The 23,396-nt window shown below is 70.4% G+C and carries 11 protein-coding genes and 2 rRNA genes; 1 reads left to right on the top strand and 12 read right to left on the bottom strand.

What is annotated here, in order from left to right; translation table 11 throughout:
- Positions 1–25: 25 nt before the first annotated feature.
- The 4 genes from B8281_RS09680 to B8281_RS09665 all read right to left on the bottom strand — a co-directional run bounded on the left by B8281_RS09680 (position 26) and on the right by B8281_RS09665 (position 8,215).
- Positions 26–3,132: ribosomal RNA gene (locus B8281_RS09680) — 23S ribosomal RNA — on the bottom strand.
- A gap of 469 nt (positions 3,133–3,601) precedes the next feature.
- Positions 3,602–5,122: ribosomal RNA gene (locus tag B8281_RS09675) — 16S ribosomal RNA — on the bottom strand.
- The 16S and 23S rRNA genes sit together here, the layout of an rRNA operon.
- Before the next feature lie 610 nt (positions 5,123–5,732).
- Positions 5,733–7,418 (bottom strand): 5-oxoprolinase/urea amidolyase family protein, encoded by a 1,686-nt coding sequence (locus B8281_RS09670; RefSeq protein WP_232322527.1) that lies wholly within the window; start codon positions 7,416–7,418, stop codon positions 5,733–5,735.
- A complete protein-coding gene (locus B8281_RS09665) occupies positions 7,415–8,215 on the bottom strand; it encodes a LamB/YcsF family protein (RefSeq protein ID WP_085387600.1) in 801 nt (266 codons plus the stop codon). The genes B8281_RS09670 and B8281_RS09665 overlap by 4 nt, the downstream gene beginning before the upstream one ends.
- 125 nt (positions 8,216–8,340) lie before the next feature.
- Between B8281_RS09665 and B8281_RS09660 the strand changes: the two genes are divergently transcribed.
- Entirely contained in the window at positions 8,341–8,991 is a 651-nt protein-coding gene (locus B8281_RS09660) for an N-acetyltransferase (RefSeq protein WP_085387599.1), read from the top strand.
- A gap of 112 nt (positions 8,992–9,103) precedes the next feature.
- Here B8281_RS09660 and B8281_RS09655 read toward each other — a convergent pair whose 3' ends face one another.
- The 8 genes from B8281_RS09655 to B8281_RS09620 all read right to left on the bottom strand — a co-directional run bounded on the left by B8281_RS09655 (position 9,104) and on the right by B8281_RS09620 (position 23,313).
- Positions 9,104–9,991, bottom strand: coding sequence for a hypothetical protein (locus B8281_RS09655; RefSeq protein WP_157446610.1), 888 nt, complete (start codon positions 9,989–9,991; stop codon positions 9,104–9,106).
- Between the two features lie 107 nt (positions 9,992–10,098).
- A complete protein-coding gene (locus tag B8281_RS09650; protein ID WP_198163043.1) occupies positions 10,099–15,597 on the bottom strand; it encodes a ThuA domain-containing protein in 5,499 nt (1,832 codons plus the stop codon).
- 189 nt (positions 15,598–15,786) lie between these two features.
- Entirely contained in the window at positions 15,787–16,731 is a 945-nt protein-coding gene (locus tag B8281_RS09645) for a sugar phosphate isomerase/epimerase family protein (RefSeq protein WP_369824885.1), read from the bottom strand.
- Positions 16,732–16,916: 185 nt separating this feature from the next.
- On the bottom strand, positions 16,917–18,140 hold the full coding sequence (locus B8281_RS09640; protein ID WP_076406053.1) for a substrate-binding domain-containing protein: 1,224 nt from the start codon (positions 18,138–18,140) through the stop codon (positions 16,917–16,919).
- Positions 18,141–18,288: 148 nt separating this feature from the next.
- Positions 18,289–19,371: an ABC transporter permease gene (locus B8281_RS09635; protein WP_085387596.1), complete on the bottom strand. Its 1,083-nt coding sequence runs from the start codon at positions 19,369–19,371 to the stop codon at positions 18,289–18,291.
- The gene (locus tag B8281_RS09630) at positions 19,368–20,414 is read right to left on the bottom strand and encodes an ABC transporter permease (RefSeq protein WP_085387595.1); all 1,047 of its coding nucleotides are present in this window, start codon (positions 20,412–20,414) and stop codon (positions 19,368–19,370) included. Before B8281_RS09630 ends, B8281_RS09635 begins: the two co-directional genes overlap by 4 nt.
- On the bottom strand, positions 20,411–22,069 hold the full coding sequence (locus B8281_RS09625; protein ID WP_085387594.1) for a sugar ABC transporter ATP-binding protein: 1,659 nt from the start codon (positions 22,067–22,069) through the stop codon (positions 20,411–20,413). The genes B8281_RS09630 and B8281_RS09625 overlap by 4 nt, the downstream gene beginning before the upstream one ends.
- A complete protein-coding gene (locus tag B8281_RS09620; protein WP_085387593.1) occupies positions 22,066–23,313 on the bottom strand; it encodes a Gfo/Idh/MocA family protein in 1,248 nt (415 codons plus the stop codon). Before B8281_RS09620 ends, B8281_RS09625 begins: the two co-directional genes overlap by 4 nt.
- Positions 23,314–23,396 lie beyond the last annotated feature (83 nt).

Genomic DNA, 23,396 nt, shown 5'->3' with positions numbered 1-23,396 from the left:
AGTGGACGCGTAGCAAAGTGTGTTGGTGTTGAAGTTGTCGGCTGATTAGTACCGGTCAGCTGCACGGGTCTTTCGTCCCCGCTTCCACGTCCGGCCTATCGACCCAGTGTTCTGCTGGGTGCCTCTCACCCCGTAGGGTATGGAAACCTCATCTTGAAGCAGGCTTCCCGCTTAGATGCTTTCAGCGGTTATCCCTTCCGAACGTAGCCAACCAGCGGTGCTCCTGGCGGAACAACTGGCACACCAGAGGTTCGTCCGTCCCGGTCCTCTCGTACTAGGGACAGCCCTTCTCAAGTTTCCTGCGCGCGCAGCGGATAGGGACCGAACTGTCTCACGACGTTCTAAACCCAGCTCGCGTACCGCTTTAATGGGCGAACAGCCCAACCCTTGGGACCTACTCCAGCCCCAGGATGCGACGAGCCGACATCGAGGTGCCAAACCATGCCGTCGATATGGACTCTTGGGCAAGATCAGCCTGTTATCCCCGGGGTACCTTTTATCCGTTGAGCGACGGCGCTTCCACAAGCCACCGCCGGATCACTAGTTCCGACTTTCGTCCCTGCTCGACCTGTCAGTCTCACAGTCAAGCTCCCTTGTGCACTTGCACTCGACACCTGATTGCCAACCAGGCTGAGGGAACCTTTGAGCGCCTCCGTTACATTTTAGGAGGCAACCGCCCCAGTTAAACTACCCACCAGGCACTGTCCCTGGTCCGGATCACGGACCGAGGTTAGACATCCGAAGCGGCCAGAGTGGTATTTCAACGTTGACTCCACCCGCACTGGCGTACGGGCTTCACAGTCTCCCACCTATCCTACACAAGCCGCACCGAACACCAATACCAAGCTATAGTAAAGGTCCCGGGGTCTTTCCGTCCTGCTGCGCGTAACGAGCATCTTTACTCGTAGTGCAATTTCGCCGAGTTCGCGGTTGAGACAGCGGAGAAGTCGTTACGCCATTCGTGCAGGTCGGAACTTACCCGACAAGGAATTTCGCTACCTTAGGATGGTTATAGTTACCACCGCCGTTTACTGGGGCTTAAATTCTGAGCTTCACCCCGAAGGGTTGACCCGTCCTCTTAACCTTCCAGCACCGGGCAGGCGTCAGTCCGTATACATCGTCTTGCGACTTCGCACGGACCTGTGTTTTTAGTAAACAGTCGCTTCTCCCTGGTCTCTGCGGCCGTCCACGCTCCCACCGCGAGGGTGTTCACGCTTCGGGCCCCCTTCTCCCGAAGTTACGGGGGCATTTTGCCGAGTTCCTTAACCACGATTCTCTCGATCGCCTTAGTATTCTCTACCTGACCACCTGAGTCGGTTTGGGGTACGGGCGGCTAGAACCTCGCGTCGAGGCTTTTCTTGGCAGCATAGGATCACCCAGTTCGCGCTTGTGCGCTCACCGTCAGCTCTCAGCCTTGATGTCGGGCGGATTTGCCTACCCGACGGCCTACAGCCTTGGACGTGGTCTACCATCGCCACGCCGGGCTACCTTCCTGCGTCACCCCTGTTAATACGCTTACCTACTACCGGATTGGGTCCCGCGCGCCCCTGCCCGGTGACCCCGAAGGGTCGATGGGCAGGTTTGGGCGGTCAGCATCACCGGGCTCGGTATGGGCGGTTCTTCGCCGGTAGGAGAATATCAACTCCTTGTCCATCGACTACGCCTGTCGGCCTCGCCTTAGGTCCCGACTTACCCAGGGCGGATTAACCTGGCCCTGGAACCCTTGGTCATTCGGCGGACGGGTTTCTCACCCGTCTTTCGCTACTCATGCCTGCATTCTCACTCGTGTGGGCTCCACCGCTGGGTTCCCCCGCGGCTTCACCGCCCACACGACGCTCCCCTACCCACCTGCGCCTCTGGACCACGAAGGCCTGAGTTGAGCGCAGATGCCACGGCTTCGGCGGTGTACTTGAGCCCCGCTACATTGTCGGCGCGGAATCACTTGACCAGTGAGCTATTACGCACTCTTTCAAGGGTGGCTGCTTCTAAGCCAACCTCCTGGTTGTCTGTGCAACTCCACATCCTTTCCCACTTAGCACACGCTTAGGGGCCTTAGCCGGTGGTCTGGGCTGTTTCCCTCTCGACTACGGAGCTTATCCCCCGCAGTCTCACTGCCACGCTTTCACTTACCGGCATTCGGAGTTTGGCTGACGTCAGTAACCTTGTAGGGCCCATCGGCCATCCAGTAGCTCTACCTCCGGCAAGAAACACGTGACGCTGCACCTAAATGCATTTCGGGGAGAACCAGCTATCACGAAGTTTGATTGGCCTTTCACCCCTAACCACAGGTCATCCCCCAGGTTTTCAACCCTGGTGGGTTCGGTCCTCCACGCGGTCTTACCCGCGCTTCAACCTGCCCATGGCTAGATCACTTCGCTTCGGGTCTAGACCCAGCGACTATGGGCGCCCTGTTCGGACTCGCTTTCGCTACGGCTTCCCCACACGGGTTAACCTCGCCACTGAGCACTAACTCGCAGGCTCATTCTTCAAAAGGCACGCTGTCACCCCAGCCAAGGAGGCTCCAACGGATTGTAGGCACACGGTTTCAGGTACTATTTCACTCCCCTCCCGGGGTACTTTTCACCTTTCCCTCACGGTACTGGTCCGCTATCGGTCACTAGGTAGTATTTAGGCTTAGCAAGTGGTCTTGCCAGATTCACACGAGATTTCTCGGGCCCCGTGCTACTTGGGATCCCCTTCGGGAGGCCGCACCATTTCGTCTACCGGACTCGCACCGTCTATGGTCCGCCTTTCAATGCGGTTCGACTATGACACGGCTTTCTCACTCCCCGGTGGACTGTCAGATCCACCAGAAGGGTCCCACAACCCCGAACACGCAACGCCTGACAGCTTGAACACGCGCCCGGTTTGGCCTCATCCGCTTTCGCTCGCCACTACTCACGGAATATCTCTTCCTGTCGGTACTGAGATGTTTCACTTCCCGACGTTCCCTCCACACACCCTATATATTCAGGTGCGGGTCACACGACATGACTCGTGCGGGGTTCCCCCATTCGGAAACCCTCGGATCACAGCTCGTTTGCCAGCTCCCCGAGGCTTATCGCAGGCTACCACGTCCTTCTTCGGCTCCTAGTGCCAAGGCATCCACCCTGTGCCCTTAAAAACTTCAACAAAAACAACAAAACTGCAGAGAACCAAGAACCACACCCCCGAAAGGGTGCGTCTTGATCTTTACAAAGATGCTCGCGTCCACTGTGCAGTTCTCAAACAACCAACGACCCCGACCCCACCAGACCCGCCTACCCCACCCACACCCTCATACAAGAGCGCAGACGAAGCGGTTCGTGGTCCAAGGACCGGCCCGTACCAGGCACCCCACCAACCGGTGGCCGGTGACCTGAGGACCCAACAGTGTGCTCGACAAGCCCCCCAGTCTCACCCGTGATGTTCCACCACCACCCACACGCACCCCGAAGAGGCACGAGCGAGCCGGCAGGTACTGACACCAGCAAGACCAAGAAGCTCTTTCGTCAATGTTCCACCCATGAGCAACCACCCACCACACGGACGGCGATGGCGTGGCACCTGAACCACCCACCCACCAGCAAACACCAGCGGACGAGGGTTGGTAGCTCCTTAGAAAGGAGGTGATCCAGCCGCACCTTCCGGTACGGCTACCTTGTTACGACTTAGTCCCAATCGCCAGTCCCACCTTCGACCACTCCCCCGCGAACGGTTGGGCCATGGGCTTCGGGTGTTACCGACTTTCGTGACTTGACGGGCGGTGTGTACAAGGCCCGGGAACGTATTCACCGCAGCGTTGCTGATCTGCGATTACTAGCGACTCCGACTTCATGGGGTCGAGTTGCAGACCCCAATCCGAACTGAGACCGGCTTTTTGGGATTCGCTCCACCTTACGGTATCGCAGCCCTTTGTACCGGCCATTGTAGCATGCGTGAAGCCCAAGACATAAGGGGCATGATGATTTGACGTCATCCCCACCTTCCTCCGAGTTGACCCCGGCAGTCTCCCATGAGTCCCCGGCATAACCCGCTGGCAACATGGGACGAGGGTTGCGCTCGTTGCGGGACTTAACCCAACATCTCACGACACGAGCTGACGACAACCATGCACCACCTGTGCACGAGTGTCCAAAGAGACCACCATCTCTGGTGGCTTCTCGTGCATGTCAAGCCTTGGTAAGGTTCTTCGCGTTGCATCGAATTAATCCGCATGCTCCGCCGCTTGTGCGGGCCCCCGTCAATTCCTTTGAGTTTTAGCCTTGCGGCCGTACTCCCCAGGCGGGGCACTTAATGCGTTTGCTGCGGCACGGAACTCGTGGAATGAGCCCCACACCTAGTGCCCAACGTTTACGGCATGGACTACCAGGGTATCTAATCCTGTTCGCTCCCCATGCTTTCGCTCCTCAGCGTCAGTTGCGGCCCAGAGACCTGCCTTCGCCATCGGTGTTCCTCCTGATATCTGCGCATTCCACCGCTACACCAGGAATTCCAGTCTCCCCTACCGCACTCTAGTCTGCCCGTACCCGATGCAAGCTCGAGGTTGAGCCTCGAGTTTTCACACCAGACGCGACAAACCGCCTACGAGCTCTTTACGCCCAATAATTCCGGACAACGCTTGCGCCCTACGTATTACCGCGGCTGCTGGCACGTAGTTAGCCGGCGCTTCTTCTGCAGGTACCGTCACTTGCGCTTCTTCCCTGCTGAAAGAGGTTTACAACCCGAAGGCCTTCATCCCTCACGCGGCGTCGCTGCATCAGGCTTTCGCCCATTGTGCAATATTCCCCACTGCTGCCTCCCGTAGGAGTCTGGGCCGTGTCTCAGTCCCAGTGTGGCCGGTCGCCCTCTCAGGCCGGCTACCCGTCGTCGCCTTGGTAGGCCATCACCCCACCAACAAGCTGATAGGCCGCGAGCCCATCCCTGACCGAAAAACTTTCCAACCACCCCCATGCGAAGGCGGCTCATATCCGGTATTAGCCCCGGTTTCCCGGAGTTATCCCGAAGTCAAGGGCAGGTTACTCACGTGTTACTCACCCGTTCGCCACTAATCCGCCCAGCAAGCTGGGCATCATCGTTCGACTTGCATGTGTTAAGCACGCCGCCAGCGTTCGTCCTGAGCCAGGATCAAACTCTCCGTAAATGAACAACGCCCACCACCAGGACAAACCCAGCAGTGAACAATCCATACGAAGCGAACCCCAACAGGGTTCACAAAACTGGCATCAACACGAAAGATGACATCATCTTCCGAAATCAACCAAAGGAATCCCAGACACAACCAACCCAACCACCCGGACGGGCAACCAGGCCAGCCATGCCACAGGGACAAAAATTTGGCATTGACTAACAAGCACACTGTTGAGTTCTCAAACAACCGACACACACCAACTCAGCACCACCCGACCGGGTGGAACCTCGCTTGAGGCAACCCTTCAACCTTACCAGGTCCTCCCCGGCTCCTCAACCCCGGCTGTTCGCCGTGATCCAGTCGCCGTGGTCTTCCTCGTCGCGGGCAGAGAACACTCTACGCCATGCGGTGGAAGGGTTTCGACCCCGGGACCAGCCACCCTCGATCGTTCGAGGCGGTGTCTGTTCCTCCCTGTCGGGCCGACATCCAGAACATTACGCGGCCCCGCGCGGCATGGTCAAGCCGCTCCCCGGTGACCCGGCCCACAGGGACGCTGCCGCTCGCCGCACGGCACGACGTGCGGCCGTCCGCCCCGCCCTCCCACGCACCCCCGGCGCCGCGCTCAGACCGTCGTCGCGAGCCGCAGGATCACGCGGTCCCCCGGTCGGAGCTGGGCCGCGCGGTCGACGTCCCGCTCGCGGAGCACCCCGATGACGGGGTATCCCCCGGTGACCGGGCGGTCCGCGAGGAAGACGACGGGACGCCCGTCGGGCGGGACCTGGACCGCGCCGCGGACGAGCCCCTCGGACGCCAGCTCCCCCGGCCTGCGGGGCACCGCCTGGCCGTCGAGCCGCAGGGCGACGCGGTCGCTGTCCGGCGACACGGTCCGCAGCGCGCGCAGCGCGTGCCCCGCACCGGGGAGGAACCAGTCGGACCGCGGCCCGGGCAGCACCTCGAGCACCGCGCCCGCCCGCTCGCCCGGACGCGGCTCGCCGGGCGGGAACCGCACCGGTGCGACGTCGGGCCACGGCCACGTGCCCGACGGCGCGGCCCCCACCGCGACGACATCGCCCGGCTGCAGGGGTCCTGGGCCGAGCCCGGCGAGCACGTCCCGCGCGCGCGACCCGAGGACGGCGGGCGGCCGGAGCCCGCCACGCACCCCGAGGTAGGTGCGCAGACCGTGCGCCGCCAGGCCGAGGCGGAGGGTCCCGCCGTCGGGCACCCGGAGGGCCGCGTGCATGCCGACCGGGCTCCCGTCCACGCTCGCGGGGACCGCCGCCCCCGCCAGCGCGACGACCGCCCCGCCGGCGAACCGCACGGCGAGACCACCGAGGGTGACCTCGATCGCCGCGGCACCGTCCGGGTTGCCCACGAGCCGGTTCGCGAGCGCGTACGACGCGCGGTCGGCCGCTCCCGACGGCCCGACCCCGACGGCGGCGAGCCCCGGACGCCCCGCGTCCTCGACGAGCGCGAGGGGACCCGTCGCGAGCACCTCCAGGGCGCGCGGGGCCGGCGGCGAGGGGGTGGTGACCTGCGCAGGCTGCACGCGCGGCGTCCCCGCGCTCCCGTCCTGCCGCTCCGCTCGCGTCGGCACGAGCGCGCCGACGCCCCCGGCCACGGCCGCGCGGACCGGCACGAACCGCACGCGCGCGCCGGGCGCGACGAGCGCGGGCGGGTCCCGGTCGACGTCGAACATCTGCACGTCCGTGCGGCCGAGGAGGCGCCACCCGCCCGGGGACTCCCCCGGGTAGACGGCGGTGAGCCCGCCCGCGAGCGCCACGGAGCCGGCGGGGACGCGGGTGCGCGGGGTGGCCAGGCGCGGGGCGGCGATCGCGGGATCGACCCCGGAGAGGTACGTGAAGCCCGGCGCGAACCCGCCGAACGCGGCCTCGTACTCGCGGCCGTGGTGCCGCGCGACGACCTCCTCGACGCTCAGGCCCGCCCAGCGGGCGACGTCGTCCAGGTCGGGGCCGTCGTAGCGCACGGGGATCTTGACGAGCTCCCCGACGTGGGTGGTGGGGCCGGTCGTCGACGCGCGCCGCACCGCCGCGCGCAGCCACGCCCGGGCGGCGGGGACGTCCGAAGGCGCCGCGCAGCGCACGAGCACCGTGCGGGCGGCCGGGACGACGTCGACCACGCCGGGCGGCGCGTCGCCCAGGGCCCGGTGCAGCGCGCGCACGGCGGCGAGGTCCGGCAGGTCGACGAGCAGCGCGGCCTCGCCGAACGCGTGCACCGTCACCTCGCCGTCGGGGCCGTCGGCCGCGTCGCGGACCGGTGACCCGGGAGCGGGCGACCCTCCGGTCGTCACGGCACGGCGTCCGCGCCCGCCGACCCGCCGTGCGGGGCGTCGACGAAGGGCCGCACGACGACCCCGGCCTCCTGGAGCGCGGTCCGCAGCGCCCCGAGCAGCCCGACTGCCCCGGGGGTGTCCGAGTGGACGCACACCGAGTCCGCCTCGACGCGCAGCGACGTGCCGTCCGCGGCCTCGACCGTGCCGGTCGTCACGAGCCGGACGACGCGCCGGGCGACCTCGTCGCCGTCGTGCACGACGGCGCCCGGCTCCCCGCGCGGGACGAGCTCGCCCGACGGGAGGTAGCCGCGGTCGGCGAAGGCCTCACGGACGGTGGGCTGGCCCGCCGCGTCCGCGAGCCGCAGCACGGCCGAGCCGGGCAGCCCCACGACGGGCAGCGTGGGGTCGTAGGCGTGCACCGCGTCGACGACGGCCCGGGCCTGCGCCTCGTGGTGGACGATCGCGTTGTAGAGCGCGCCGTGCGGCTTGACGTACCGCACGCGGTCCCCCGCGAGCCGGGCGAACCCGTCGAGAGCGGCGAGCTGGTAGAGCACCTCGTCGGCGAGCTCGCCGGGGTCCACGTCCATGAACCGCCGCCCGAAGCCCGCCCGGTCCCGGTAGCTCACGTGCGCGCCCACCCGCACCCCGCGCGCGGCGGCGTCCCGCGTCACGGTCCGCATGGTCGTCGCGTCGCCCGCGTGGAACCCGCACGCGACGTTCGCGCTGGTCACGAGGCCGAGCAGGGCCTGGTCGTCGCCAAGGGTCCAGCGGCCGAAGCCCTCGCCGAGGTCGGCGTTGAGGTCGATGCGCGTCACGCGTCCATCATGCCCGGGACGCGCGCTCGGCGGGCTCCGCCGCGGACCCCACCGGTGCGCCACCGCTGCGCCACCGCGGTGCCCACCGTGCCGTGGGCGGAGACCGCGGGCGTAGATTTCCTGGCATGCCGGACGACACCACCACCGCCACGACGGCCGTGCGCCGCGCGACGACGGCCGACGCCGCCGCGCTCGCGGACCTGGCCGCGCTCACGTTCCCGCTCGCGTGCCCGCCCGGCACGTCGCCCGACGCGATCGCCGAGCACGTCGCGACGCAGCTCTCGCCCGACCGGTTCCGCGCGTGGGCCGCGAGCGCCGCGCACGCGCTGCTGCTCGTCGAGACGGCGGCGACGTCGCCAGGGACCTCGACCGGCACCTCGACCGGCACCTCGACCGCCACGGCGGGCACTGCGAGCGACGCCGGGTCGCCCGAGCCCGCGACCGGCCCGCTCGGGTACGCGCTGCTGGCACGGGGTGTCCCCGACGACCCGGACGTGGCGGCCGCCGTCGGGCCGGGCGAGGCGGTGGAGCTGTCGAAGATCTACGTGCACCCCGCCGCGCAGGGCACGGGCGTCGCGAGCGTGCTCATGACCGCGACGACGGGGGCCGCGGCGCTGCTCGGACCCGGGCTCCCCCTCTGGCTCGGCACGAACGGGCACAACGCGCGCGCCCAGGCCTTCTACCGCAAGCACGGGTTCGCCGTGGTCGGGAGCCGGACGTACGTCGTCGGCGGGGAGACCCATGCGGACGTCGTCATGGCCCTGCCCCGCCGCTGACGGACGGGAGTTCCCGGTCGGGCTCGGCCTGCACCCCGGAGGGCGCCCGACCGGGAGGTCGGTGGGCGGCCCGTGCGGGCCGCGGTCGTCCGATGGACGGTGGTCGGTCGGCTCAGTGGTCGTGCGCGTCCTCGCCGTCGGCGCCCTCGTGGCCGCCCTCGTCACCGCCCGTGTGGCCGAGGCCGAGGCCGCCGTCGAGCGAGTCGTCGGGGTGGACGGGCAGGAAGACGTGGACGTGGCCCTGGCCGCCGGCGGTCGAGCGCAGGTCGAGCTGGACGGCGGCGAGCCCCCACGTCTCGACGGCACGCGTGCGCAGGTCGCCCGCGAGGGCGTACAGGTCGGGGGCCGCGGCGGGGTCGGCGCTCGCGGCGAGCCCGACGGCGTCGAGCGCGTCCCCGACGAGCTCGAGCGACGTGAGCATGCCGTTGCGGACGATGTTGTGCTCGGAGGAGCCGCTCGCGAGCGACTCCGTCTCGGCGACGAGGCCGTCGACGGTCGCGCGCCAGGCGGTGACGTCCGCGGGGTCCGCGGGGACGGCGCTCGACCCGTCGACGGGGAGCACCGCGTGGAGGCCGTGCAGCACGGGGACGAGCTCGGTCTGGAGGTACCGGGCGTGGTCGATCGAGGCGACGAGGTTCTCGGCGTCGCGCACCTCCTCGGCCGCTTCCAGCTCCGCGACGCGCGCCGGGTCGACGGCGAAGCCCTCCTCGTCAGGTGCCGCGCCGCCGCGCGTGAGCGCGACGACCGCCGCGACCACGACGGCCACGAGCGCGAGCGCGCCGACGACGAGCAGGACGCGGCGCCACGGGTCGAGGCCCACGAACCACCGGCGCGCGCGGACGCGCGCCGGTGGCCGGGGTTCGGGGCGGCCGGCACCGCCCCGGTCGGCAGGGCGGGAGCGTGCGGGCGTCGTCGGGCCGCCGGTGCGGCCGGAGCCCGCCCGGGCTCCTCCCGCCGGGGTCCGGGTCGTCGCCGTCCGTGCCGAGGTGCGCTGTGCCACCTGTCGCTCCTGTCCTGTGGTCGTCCCGCCGGATCCGCCGGCCCGGCCCGTGAGCCGGGCCGGCGAGGCGGCCGGTGACGGGGGCGGGTCCCGTCACCGGCCCGCCGTCAGCCGCAGCTCACGGCGTCGTACGGCACCTCGATCTCGGTCGTGACGTCGCCGAGCGTCGCCGTGACCGTCGCCGTGCCCGCCTCGAACGCCGTCGCGCGCGACGCGAACGACTGGTAGGCGTTGGCACCCACCTCGACCGCGCCGAACTCCTTGGAGCCGAACGGCGTGGTGAGGGTGACCGCGACGGGCGCCTCGTCGGCGTTCGTCGCGCGCAGGGCGAGGTACGCCTTGCCCGCGAGGCAACGGGCCGAGGCGGTGACCTCGACGTCGACCGTGGGCTCGGGCTCGGAGTCCGTCGTGAGACGGAACCAGTCGAACGCCACCGTGACCGGCGTCTCCTGCTCCGGGCCGATCGCCATGAGGCCGACCTTCGTCAGCGCCGCGTCGTTGGTGACCGGGTCGCCCAGCGGCGTCCAGGTCACCCCGCCGTCGCTGACCCAGCCCTGGTACGTGCTGCCCACCTTCTCGAGCCGCAGGTACCAGTAGCCCGACTCGGTCGAGTCGGCGAGCTCGAGCTGACGGTTGCCGCCGTTGCCGAACTGGCCGCCCTTCTCCGAGACGAGCTCGCCGCCGAGGTTCAGCGCCGCGCCCGGGGCGTTCTTCGCGAGCACGTCGGCCTTGACGTAGTTGTCGTCGTCGCCGTACGCGATGAGGCCCGCGAGCTGCCACCGGTGCACGAGCGGCGCCTTGAACCGCGTCTCGACGACCCAGTCGCCCTCCGGTGCCGTCTGGAGGACGAAGTTGCGCGGGTCGTCGTTGTTGCCGGCGTTGATGTCGCCCGGCTGGGTCGTGATGCGCAGCTCGCCGTCGGCGACGGCGACCTTCGACCCGTCGTAGCGCACGACCGCGTCCCAGCGGCAGCCGTCGAGGGCGTCGCCCTCGAACTCGTCGCTCGGCTCGCGCTCGCCGTCGTCCGACCCGTCGCCCGTGACGCGCACGTGGTCGACCCTGGCGACCGAGTCGGCGGCCGCCGTGTCGCCGCCGGCCATCACGCCGAACGTCGCGCCCGGCTTCACGGGCGCCGAGCCCGCGAGCGCCGTCCACGTCTGGCCGTCCGCCGAGTACGCGGCCGTGATGGCGGAGCCGTCCGAGACGAGGCGCAGGTGGATCGCCGTCGGGAAGTCCCCGGCGACGTTCGTCTGGCCGTGCCACGTGCGGGCGCCGCCGGTCTCGGTCTGGAACTCGAGGAACCGGTTGCCGTTCTGGTTCTTCGTGAACGCGAGCTTGGTGTACTCGTCGTCGGTCACGTGGACCAGGAGGCCGGCGTGCTGCCAGTGCCGGGCGAGCGGGACGTCGAGCTTCGTCTCGAGCGTCCACGCGCCGGCGGGTGCGGGCTGACCGAGGTAGCTGATCGGCCCGGTCTGCGCCTCGTTGATGTCGCCCTGCACGACCGGCAGGACGGCGTGGCCGTCGGCGACGGTGATCGGCTTGCCGTCGGCCTGGCGGACGACCGTCCACCGCGGGTCGAGGGTGTCGCCGTCGAACTCGTCGGACGAGTCCGCGAGGCACTGCGGCGGGGTCTCCTCACCGGGTCCCCCGGTCTGCGGGTCGTCGTCGAACGCGAAGTCCTGGAACTCGACGGCGCTCGTGGCCGAGGTGCTGTGCGCGGTGACGAAGAGCCCCACGTCCTGCACGGACGCCGCACCCGGGAGGGCCTGGGGCTCCCCGATCTGCGTGAAGTTCTCGCCGTCCTTGCTCCAGGAGGCCGTGTACAGGTCGCCGTCGCGCACGATCCGCACCCACGCGGGGTAGCTCGTCGAGCTCGCGGCGGACGACGTGACGAGCTGACCGGCCGCGTTGCCGCGGAGCCACTCGAAGCCGCCGCTCGGGCGCATGCCCAGGGCGGCGTAGCCCGGCGAGTTCGCCGTCTGCGTCACGTCGTTGCGGACGATGATCCCGGCCTTGGCGGAACCGTTCGAGTTGCCCTGGCTGGTGATCTTCACCGTCGCCGACCAGTTCTCGTCGGCGCCCTGCTCGCGGTAGATGGTCGAGTACTCGTTGGTGCCCTGCCACATGTTCGCGCCGCCCGACGTGATGAGGTACTTGCCCTCGGCGAGCTGCTCGAACGTCCCGTTCGCGTTGGTGAAGGTCTTCATGCCCCCGAAGAGGTCGCCGACCTGCGCCACGACGACGCGGGACCGCGTGTAGAGGCCCTTGTCGTTGGTCGCGACCGCGGTCAGCTCGTAGTTGTTGTCCGCCGTCACCTCCCACGTGGCCTCGTACGGCGCCTCGGTGTCGGTCCCGATCGACTCGCCGTCGACGAAGAACTCGACCTCGGTGACCGTGTTCTCCGTGTCGTCGGCCTCGGCCGTGACCGTGATCTCGCCCTGCTCCAGGCGCACGCCCGCCTCGGGCGCGGTGATGCGCACCTTCGGCCGCGTGGTGGCGGAGACGCCCTTGCCGTCGGCCTCGACGAAGTTCAGGCGACGCTCGCCCGCGCCGGGGAACACGACGTAGAGCGTGAACGGCTCCCGGGGGTCGGTGACGTCCACGGTCACGTCGGTGAACGTGCCGAGACCCGTCTGCGGGATCTGGGCCGTACCGAGGAGCTCGCCGTCCGCGGCGTCGCGCCGCAGCTCGATCGTGCCCTCGGCCGCCGCGGCGACGCGCAGCGTGAGCGCCTGCACGCCGTACAGGCTCACCGGGTCGTACGACGTCCAGGCCCCGTTCGACCCGGTGATGACCGAGCCGCCGCCCTCGACGTCCCGGCTCGGGATCGTCGTGGTGCCGTCGGAGTCGGCGTGGAACTCCGCCTCGCGCTTCTTCGGGAAGATGAGCGTGGTGTCCGAGCCGGTGAGGGCCGGGACGTCGTCTACGCCGCCGCGGTCGGTGTAGCGCGCGTCGATCACGTAGAAGACGTTCATGTCCTCGCCGTGGCCGCCGCCGAGGCTCGTCGCGACCGTGCCCGTCCGGCCGTGCAGCGGCTCGGAGGGGTGCGCGTGCGCGTCGTGGCCGAGCGCGGGCTGGATGATGACCTGCTCGTCGTCGATGGTCTCGCCGTCCGGCGAGTCCTCGGCGTCCGTCACGGCCACGTCCCACGTGATGTCGTCACCGAAGGTGAAGAACGAGCCGGTGGGCGGCAGGCCGAAGTCGACCTCGGGCCGCGTGTTGCCGACCGTGATCGGCACGGTCGCCGTGCCCACCTTCCCGGCCGGGTCGGTCACCGTGAGGCGGGCGTCGTAGACGCCGTTCTCCGTGTAGGTGTGGCTCGGGGCGGCGGACGTCGAGTCCGTCGTGCCGTCACCGTCGAAGTCCCACGCGTACGTGAGCGCCTCGCCCTCGGGGTCGGTGCTCCCGGTCCCGTCGAACGACACCTCGAGCGGCGCGATGCCGGAGTCCGGCGTCGCGACCGGCTTCGACACCGGCGAGCGCGAGCCCGACAGGTAGTCGATGCGGTGCAGGCCCGAGTTGGGGTTGTCGCGGCCGAAGCCGCCGCCCCAGTCGAGCACGTACATCGCGCCGTCGGGCCCGAACTTCGAGTCGATCGGCGCCAGGAACTGCTCCTGCGGGAGGAACGGGTTGACCTTCTCGACGTCGGTCACGCCGGGAGCGGCCTCGGGGTCCTTGAGGTCGATCGTGTACATCTTGTTCCGGGCCCACTCGTAGAAGAAGGCCTTGCCGTCGTAGGACGACGGGAACTTCGTGTCGGAGTCGAGCTCCGGGTCGTACTCGTAGAACGGGCCGCCCATGGGCGCGAGGCCGCCGCCGGCGTTGATGACGCCGGGCACCGACGAGCGCTGGTAGCCGTACCAGAGGTCCGCCGGCTGCGCGGCGGGGAGCTCGGTGAGGCCGGTGTTCTTCACCGAGTCGTTGACCGGGGCGTCGCAGTCGAAGAAGTCACCGACCGTGACCGGGCTCGTGCGGTAGTCGACGTCGCGGAACGGCTCGTTGTTCCCCATGCACAGGGGCCAGCCGAAGAAGCCGGGCTCCTTGATGAGGTTCCACTCGGCGATGCCGGCCGGGCCGCGGTTCGCCGGGTTGTCCGACCCGTTGTCGGGCGAGTAGTCGGCGACGCCGAGGTTGCCCGTCTTCGGGTCGATGGTGAACCGGAACGGGTTGCGGAAGCCCATCGCGTAGATCTCGGGCAGCGTCTTCTCGGTGCCCGGCGCGAAGAGGTTGCCCTCGGGGATCGAGTACGTGCCGTCGTCCTCGGGGTGGACCCGCAGCACCTTGCCGCGCAGGTCGTTCGTGTTCGCCGACGTCGCACGCGCGTCGTGGAACGTGCCGTCGCGCTCGGAGATCGGCGCGTAGCCGCCCGACGGCTCGGAGTGCGGGTTCACGTCGTCGCCCACGCCGATGTACAGGTCACCGGTCTCGTGGTCGACGAGCAGGCCGCCGCCCGTGTGGCCCGGCTCGTCGGGCAGGCGCCCGGCCGGGATCTCCATCAGGACCTTCTCCGACGCGGGGTCGATCACGGTCGCGCCCGGGCCGTCCGACGACACCGTGAACCGCGAGACGCGGTTGAAGAAGTTCGCCGGGTCGGAGTCGTTCGAGCTCGCGGGCGAGTAGTACTGGTACAGGTACCCGTTCTCCGCGAAGTCCTTGTCGAGCGCGATGCCGAGCAGGCCGTCCTCGCCGCCCGAGTACACGGGGAGCGTGAGCGCCGTCGTCGTGTTCTGCGTCCGCGGGTCGTAGACGCGGACCTGGCCGCGCACGAGCTCGGTGTAGAACACGCGGCCGTCGGGCGCGACGTCCATGCCGAAGGGGGCGCTCGTGTTGGAGTCGAGCGCGACCTTCTCGAACGAGCCCCAGTCGGTGCCGCCGCAGTCGCCCTCGACGAGGCCCGCGGCCCACTGCACGCCGCCGACGACGTGCTGCACGAAGTCGGGCTCCTGCGTGTAGTGCGCCCCGAAGTGGCCCATGCCCGTCATCCAGGCACGACCGCCGTCGTACGGCTTGCACCAGGAGATCGGGTGGTCGTAGCCCATCTTGTTGCCGCCGGCGTCGTACGTCGTCTCGTCCATCGTGGCGAGGACGTGCGCGCTGCCGCGGACGTTGGCCGAGAAGTTGTACCACTCGTCCGCGCGCGTCCAGCGCTGGGACAGGTGCTCGGTCGACGGGTGCGTGCGGTCCTCGACGCGGACCGTGCCGGGCAGGCCGGGGCTGCTGCCCGTGGCGGCGTGACCGGGCATCAGCGCGCCGATCATGTCGTCCCACCACTGGTAGCTGCCGCGCATGTCGGTCGCGTTGTGGATGGCGACGATGCCGCCGCCCGCCTGCTGGTAGCGCTCGAGCGCCGCCTTCTCGTCCGCGTTCCACGGGTCGCCCGACGTCTGGAACATGACGAGGGCGTCGTACTGCGCGAGGTTGTCGTCGGTGAACACCGAGGAGTCCTCGGTGTGGTCGGACTCGATGCCGACCTCGGCGAACGCGGCCTCGAGCACGGGCGTGCCCTGCGTGATCGCCTCGGTGTGCCGGAACTGGGTCGTCTTGGTGAAGATGAGCACCTTGTGCTCTTCGTCCGCAGGGACGGGGTCGTCCGCGGCAGCGGCCATCGTGACGGGCGCAAGCGTGAACGCGAGCGCCCCGACGGTCAGTGCGGCGACCGATCTCGCCCTGCGTGGGCGTCGTGCAGTCATCGTGGTGCCTCCAGGGGCATGACGTGCGGGCCCGGACGTCGTCGTCCGGGCAGGGTGGTCGTCATCCCGCGGCGTGCCGGCGCCGGCGGTCGTCTGCGACTACGGCTACGTGCTCTCCGGCTCGGGCATCAGTCCCTTCAGGTAGGCGAGGCCATCGACGGCGATGGCGTCCTGGGTCGGCGCCAGCGGGCGCCAGATCGAGGCGGCCGTGGCGATCGTCGCGTTCTCGGCGGTGAAGGACTCGATGACGAGCGGTCCGTCGTAGCCGGTCGCGTCGAGCGCGGCGAGCAGGCCGCGCCAGTCGAGGTGGTCGGTGCCGGGTGCGCCGCGGTCGTTGCCGCACACCTGGACGTGCGCGATGCGCTCGCCCGCGCGCGCCACCGCGGCGGGCAGGTCCGTCTCCTCGATGTTCATGTGGTAGACGTCGAGCATGAGGCCGATGCCGGCCGCGGGCAGGCGCCGCACGACCTCCAGCCCCTGGTCGACGGTGTTGACGAGGCTCGTCTCGTAGCGGTTGAGCGGCTCGAGCCCGACGACGACGCCCGCCGCCACGGCGTGCTCGACGACCGGGGCGAGGTGCTCGGCGAGCTCCTCGTAGGTGGCCTCGCGCTCGGCCGGGCCGAGCCGCCACGTGCGCCCGACCGACGCGTACGCCGGGCCGCCGATCACCGGGGCGCCGACGGTCCGCGCGACGTCGACGACGTGGCGCAGGTAGTCCTGCGTGGCGCGCACCGTCGCGGCGTCCGTGGCGACGAGCTCGCGTCCCTCGCCCATGACGAGCGAGACGCTCGCGGCGAGGCCGTGGTCGGCGAGCACGGCGGCCGCCGTCGCCGGGTCCCAGTCCCCCGGGTTCTCGACGGGCAGCTCGAGCACGTCGAAGCCCCACCCCGCGACGCGCGGGGCGATGCCGCGCAGCGCGTCGTCGGTCAGGGGCGACGTCCACACCCACGTGTTGACGCCGAGCGCGCGCCGGCGCACCGGGACGGGCGCGCCGTCGGGCGCGAGCAGGTCGGTCGCGCGGTGCGCGGGGGTCGGGCCGGGAAGAGCCACGTCGCTCTCTCTCGTCGGGTCCGAGCACTCGGCCGTCCCGCCCGCGTGCCCGACGCCGCGGCGCGCCCCCGTGCGGGAGGTACGCCGCGCCGTCGGGCGGGCGGGCGGGGCGCCCGGCCGGTCGGACGGCGACCGGGCGGCCCCAGGTGGTCCGGCCGCGCGGCCGGACCGGGGTGGTGCTGGCGTCAGCGGTCGGTCCAGGCCTCCGGGAACCCGGGCAGGTCCTCGCCGCCGAACTTCGCGTAGTGCAGGGACGGCATGTCCTTGTTCGCCTCGAGGTAGGCGTCGAGGTCCTCGGCGACGACCGGCGACTGCGGCAGGACCCACTCGGACGGCACCTGCTCGCCGGCCCAGATCATCTGCGCCGCGAGGATCGGCGTGCGCCACTGGAAGTTGGAGTACACGGCGCCGATGGCGGTCATGTCCGTGTCCTTCCACTTGCGCAGGAAGCTCATCTCGTCCTCGCCCATGAAGACGGGGTACGGCTTGCCCGCGTCCTCGAACGCCTCGACGGCCGCGACGGCGCCGTCGCCGGCGTCCATCCAGATGCCGTCCACGTCCCCGCGCTGGAGGTACTGCGTGACGATGTCCTTGATCTTCGCCCCGTCGCCGCCGGTGAACTCGGCGCCCACGACCTCGAGCTCCGACTCGGAGAAGATCTTGTCGGCCGCGGCCCAGCGGTTCTCGAGCACGTCGACGCCGGGCAGGATGCGCAGCGCGAGGACCTTCGAGCCGGGCTCGAGGTTCTCGACGAGGAACTCGGCGCCGTCGGCGCCGTACGCGTAGCCGCCGATCGGGTGGATGAACGTCACCATGCAGTCGGTGTTGACGCCGCGGTCGAACACGATGACGGGCTTGCCCGACTCGCACGCCGCCTCGACGGCGGGCGTGAGGGTCGCGGTGGTCGACGGCGAGATGATGATCGCGTCGCAGTCGCCCGCCGCGACGAACGCCTGGATGTCGGAGATCTGCTTGTTGTCGTCGTCGGCGGCGTCGGAGACGCGGAACTCGCCGATCACGCCCTCCTCGGTGAGGACGTCGACCTGCTGCTGCATGGTGATGAACCCGGTGACGCGCCACGGGTTGGACACCGACGCGTTCGAGAAGCACAGCGTGTTGCCGCCCTCGGCGCTCGCGAACTCGGCCGTGTCCACGTACTCGGGCTCGATGGCCTGGAGCCACGGCTGGTCGGCCGGGCCCTCGGGCACGACCTCGCGCTGGGCGAGCTGGCGGTCGTAGTCCGCCTGGACGAACCACTCGGAGTCGGCGCCGCCGGACTCCTCGCCCGCGGGGCTCTCCTCGGCCGAGGTCTCCCCGCCCGTGTCGGTGGGGGTGTCGGTCGTGCAGGCGGCCGCGAGGAACAGCGTGGCCACCGCCGTGCCGGCCAGGAGTGCTCGTGTACGTCGCATGTCCTTCTTCTCCTTGGTGAGACGTCGTCGTCCCGCAACGTGCGGGGAAGGGGGTACAGCTCGGGTGCTGCCGCACGGCCGTGCGCGGGGGTCCGGCAGGGGTCGTGCGCGGGGAGGGGCGCGGGCGTCGTCGCCGGGCGCGCGGGGCTCAGGCGTTCGCGGGGGCGGGCTCCTTCGGTGCGGGGGTCGGGCCCGCCGCCGGCGGGGCGTCGGGGGTGGACGCGCGGCGCCGCGACCGGCGCGGCAGCGCGGCGTAGGCGACGGCCGCGATGATGATCACACCCTGCACGGCGGGGCGGATCGTCGACGGCAGGCTCAGCTGGTTGAAGAGGGTGAACAGCGCCTCGAGCGTGAGCGCGCCCGCCATCGCGGCGACCACGGTCCCCCGCCCGCCGCCGAGGACGACGCCCCCGAGCACGACGGCGGTGATCGCCATGAACTCCAGGCCCTGCCCGACCTGGGCGGTGACGCCGGCGTACCCGCCGATGAGGATCGCCGCGACGGTCGCCAGGAAGCCCGAGAGGAGGAACGCGCGCGTGCGCACCCACCACACCGAGCCGCCCGCGTAGCCCGCCGCGACGTCGTTGTCGCCCGTGGCGACGAGCGTGCGGCCGAACGGGCGGCGCATGAGCAGGGCCGCGGCCACGCCGAGCACGACGACGACGAGCAGCGCGTACGGCACCTGGAACTGGCCCGGGGTGTCGGGGATGCCCCCGCGTCCCCACTGCCGGAACCCGTCGGTGAGGGCGCCCGTGGGGGCGCCGCCCGTCCAGAGCCGGATCGCGCCGTAGAGCACGAGCATCATGCCGAGCGTCGTGATGAACGACGGCACCTTGAGCAGCGTGGTCACGAGGCCGTTGACGAGCCCGACCGCGAGGCCGAAGACGATCATGAGGGCCATGACGGGCCAGGTCATGGAGTCCTCGCCGTCCATGAGCTTCGCGGCGATGACGACCTGGGCGCCCACGAGCGACCCGACCGACAGGTCGAACTCGCCCGAGACGATGACGAAGTACTGCCCGATCGCGAGGATGACCAGCGGCGCGGCCTTCTTGACGAACGCCATGAGCGACATGGGCTCGCCGAACGACGGGTTCATCACGAGGATGACCGCGAAGACGAGCACGAGCAGAGCGAACACGGTCCAGCTGCCGCCCGCGGTGAGGCGCTCGAGCCAGCCGGCCCGCGGCGCGCGCGCCGGGATGGTCCGGCGCGTGGTGTCGGTGGTCATGCGGACGCACCTCCGGTGCGGGTCGGGCGGAAGCGGGCCCGGCTGCTCGCCGGGTCGATCTGGCGCCGGGCGTACAGGGCGACGGCGGCGATGATGATGACGCCGCGCAGCACGTCCTTGAAGAACGGGTCGACGTCGAGCACGTTGAACACCGTGTCGAGCACGGCGAGGATGAGCACGCCGCCCACCGTCCCGACGACCGAGCCGCGCCCACCCATGAGGAGCGTCCCGCCGAGCACGACGGCGGCGATCGAGTCGAGGTCGAGACCGTAGGAGTAGACGAGCGCGTTGCCGGTGCCGAAGCGCGCGGCGATGAGCAGACCGGCGACGCCCGCGCAGACCGAGCACAGCACGTGCGCGAGGACCAGCGTCCGGTCCGTCCGGATGCCCGAGAGCCGCGCGACGTCGGTGTTCCCCCCGACGGCGAACATGTGGTACCCGGGGCGGGTGCGCGTCAGGAGCACGACGCCCGCGGCCGCGACGAGCAGCATGACGATCGTCGAGACCGGGACCGGCCCGACACGCGTGTACCCGAACATCTGGAACGAGGCGGGCACCTCCCCCGCCGGGCCCTTGAACTGCGTGTCGAGGTAGCCCTTGATGATGAGCCCGACGCCGAGCGTCGCGATGAACGCGTTGACCCGCAGCTTCGCGATGACGAGCCCGTTGACGAGGCCGACGACCGCCGCGACGCCCACCGCCGCGAGGACGCCGAGCCAGACGCGTGACGGGTCGCCCGCCATGGTCGTCGCGCCGACGATCGAGCTGAGCGCGACCACGTAGCCGACGGACAGGTCGAGCGACTTGCACAGGACGGCGAACGTCTGCCCGATCGCGACGAAGCCGAGGAGGCTCGTCTGCGTGAGCATGTACGCCGTGTTCGCCGTGCTGAACAGGTTGCCGCCGCCCACGGCCACGAGGACGCCGGCGATCACGAGGATCCCGACGAGGGCGAGGTAGACGATCTCCGTCGAGCCCAGCCGGCGGCGGCGCGCGGGGGCGCGGCTCGCGGTGGGGGCGGCGGTCGCGACCGCGGTGCTCATCGGTGCTCCTTCGGGCCGTCGGGGGCGTGCGGGGCGCTGCGGGGCGTGGTGCCGGGGTCGGCGCCCGGGAGGTCGTCGGCGTCGGCGAGGGCGCCGAGGTCGACCTGGACGTGCTCGCCGGAGGTGTCCTCGCCCGCGCCCGTGGCGAGCGCCATGACGGTCTCCTCGTCGCTGCCCGCGGGGAGCTCGCCCGCGAGGCGGCCGTCCCGCATGACGAGCACGCGGTCGGCCATGGCGACCACCTCGGGGAGCTCGGACGAGATGAACAGGACGGCGACGCCGTTCGCGGTGAGCTCGCGCATGAGGTCGTAGACCGCGCGCTTGGCGCCCACGTCGATGCCGCGCGTCGGCTCGTCGAGCACGATGACCTGCGGGTCCGTGACGAGCCACTTCGCGAGGACGACCTTCTGCTGGTTGCCGCCCGACAGGTACTGGACCTCGGCCTCCTGCGAGCTCGCGACGAGCTCGAGCGAGGACAGGATGCCCGGGATGCGCTTCGCGCACCGGTCGGCCTGGCCGGGCACGACGGCGTCGAGCACGAGGCGCGCGTTGGCGAGGATCGACTGGCCCAGCGCGAGCCCTTCGGCCTTGCGGTCCTCGGTGACGAGCGCGAGGCCGGCGCGGACCGCCTGGCGCGGCGAGCGCACGTCGACCGGCTTCCCGCCGACGAGGACGCGGCCGCGCGTGAAGCCCGCGATGCCGAAGACGCCGTGCGCGATCTCCGTGCGCCCCGAGCCCTGGAGCCCGGCGAGCGCGACGATCTCGCCCGCGCGGACCTCGAACGACACGTCGTCGACCTGCGTGTTGCCGACGCCCTCGAGCGCGAGCCGCACCTCGCCCGGGACGATCGCGGGGTCCTTGTCCGGGAAGTACCCCGCGAAGTCGCGACCGACCATCGTGCGCACGAGGCGGTCCGCGTCGATGTCCGCCGTCGGCGTCGTCAGCACGTGGTTGCCGTCCTTGAGCACCGTGATGGTGTCGCAGAGGTCGAAGATCTCCTTGAGGCGGTGCGAGACGTAGAGGATCGCGACGCCGCGCTCCTTGAGCCGGTGCACGAGCTCGTAGAGGAGCTCGACCTCCTGGTCGGCGAGCGCCGCCGTCGGCTCGTCCATGGAGATGATCCGCGCGTCGTAGGAGACGGCCTTGACGATCTCGACGATCTGCTGCTGCGCCACGGACAGCGAGCCGACGCGCGTCCACGACGCGAGCCCCGTCAGGCCGAGCTCGGTGAGCAGGGCGGTCGTGTCCGCGTGCATGCGCCGCCGGTCGACGAGGCCCGCGCGGCGCGGCTCGCGGCCGAGGTAGACGTTCTCGGCGACGGACCGCTCGGGCAGGAGGTTGAACTCCTGGAACACCGTCGACACGCCCGCGTGCTGCGCGGCGAGCGGCGAGGCGAACGTCGTCGTCTCGCCGTCGAGCTCGAGCGTGCCCGCGTCGGGGCGGTGCACGCCGGCGATGATCTTCATGAGCGTGGACTTGCCGGCGCCGTTCTCGCCGACGAGCGCGTGGACCTCGCCGGGCCGCACGTCGAGGTCGATCCCGCGCAGCACGGAGTTCCCGAAGAACTCCTTGCCGATGCCGCGCAGGCGCAGGAGCGGCCGGTCGTCGCCCTCCCCCGCGGCGGGACGCGGCTCGCGCGTCGTCGTCGCGGTCACGACGCGACCTCGACCCAGCCGCCCGTGCGCACCGACGTGGCCACGGCGTCGGCGAGCCGCGCGGCGCGCAGGCCGTCGTCGAACGTGGGCAGGCCGTCCGGGACGGCGCCCCCGATGGCCGCGGCGGTGTCGGCGACGAGCGCGTCGAAGCAGTCCTGGTAGCCCTGCGCGTGCCCGGCGGGGAGGCGCGAGTACCGGGCCGCCGCCGGGGAGAGCGTCTCGGGGTCGCGCACGAGGAGGCGCGACGTCGTGCGCCGGCCCTCCCAGAGCGTCTCGGGCTGCTCCTGGTCGAACGCGAGGGTGGACTCCGAGCCGGAGATCTCCAGGTAGAGCCGGTTCTTGCGGCCGGCCGACACCTGCGAGATCACGGCCGAGCCGAGCGCGCCGCCGTCCGTCGCGTACTGGAGCGTCACGGCGTCCTCGGTCGCGACCTCGTGCACGACGCCGTCGGCGCCCCGGCGGTGCGGGTTCACCGTGGCCGACTGCGCGACGAGGCGCACGATGCGCTGGCCCGTCGTGAACTCCAGCAGGTCGCAGAAGTGGGAGCCGATGTCGCCGAACGCGCGGCTCGCGCCGCCCAGCGCGGGGTCGACGCGCCAGTTGTCGTCGGAGTCGCGCAGCAGCCAGTCCTGCAGGTACGAGCCGTGCACGAGCGAGACGGTGCCCACCTCGCCGCGGCGCACGCGCTCGCGCGCCTCGCGGACCATGGCGTGGAAGCGGTAGGTGAACGGCACGACGGCGACGCGACCGTCCCGCTCGCGCGCCGCGGCCGCGAGGCCGGCGAGCTCGACCGCGCCCGCGACGTCGGTCGCGAGCGGCTTCTCGCACACCACGTGCTTGCCGGCGGCGAGCGCCGCGCGCGCCAGGGGGACGTGCAGGTGGTTGGGCGTGCACACGTGCACCACGTCGACCTCGGGGTCCGTGAGCAGCTCCTCGACCGTCGCGACGGCGCGCTCGGCGCCGAGACCCGGCGCGGCGGCGCGCGCGATGTCGAGGTCGGCGGCGGCGACGCTCACGACGCGGCCTCCGCCCGTGCGCACGGCCCGGGCGTGGACCCCGCCCATGAACCCGGTGCCGAGGATCCCGGCGCGATACCCGGCGGCGGGCAGCCCGAGCTCGTCGGGGCTGCTGGCGGGGAAGGTGCTTCGGGCGGTCGAGGCCCCTGGCGTGGTCGCTCCCGGGAGGGGCGTCTCCGGCTCCAGCACCGGGGTACGCACGTCCTGCGCGACGTCGTCGGCTCGCATGGATGACAACGTAGGGGCACTTATGTCGAGGGTCAAGCAAAAGCCGAACATTGACCGTCACGGTTAGATAACCCTGGCCGCAA

The organism is Cellulosimicrobium sp. TH-20 (assembly GCF_002105775.1).
In the GTDB taxonomy this organism is placed as follows: domain Bacteria; phylum Actinomycetota; class Actinomycetes; order Actinomycetales; family Cellulomonadaceae; genus Cellulosimicrobium; species Cellulosimicrobium funkei.
Note: the sequence above shows the minus strand (reverse complement) of the source record. Positions and strands in the feature narration are given on the sequence as shown.

Bases quoted from the DNA above. Each gene is read 5' to 3' on its own strand.
- B8281_RS09660 (WP_085387599.1), top strand. From the start codon at position 8,341: ATGCCGGACGACACCACCACCGCCACGACGGCCGTGCGCCGCGCGACG.
- B8281_RS09650 (WP_198163043.1), bottom strand. From the start codon at position 15,597: ATGGCCGCTGCCGCGGACGACCCCGTCCCTGCGGACGAAGAGCACAAG.
- B8281_RS09640 (WP_076406053.1), bottom strand. From the start codon at position 18,140: ATGCGACGTACACGAGCACTCCTGGCCGGCACGGCGGTGGCCACGCTG.
- B8281_RS09635 (WP_085387596.1), bottom strand. From the start codon at position 19,371: ATGACCACCGACACCACGCGCCGGACCATCCCGGCGCGCGCGCCGCGG.
- B8281_RS09630 (WP_085387595.1), bottom strand. From the start codon at position 20,414: ATGAGCACCGCGGTCGCGACCGCCGCCCCCACCGCGAGCCGCGCCCCC.
- B8281_RS09620 (WP_085387593.1), bottom strand. From the start codon at position 23,313: ATGCGAGCCGACGACGTCGCGCAGGACGTGCGTACCCCGGTGCTGGAG.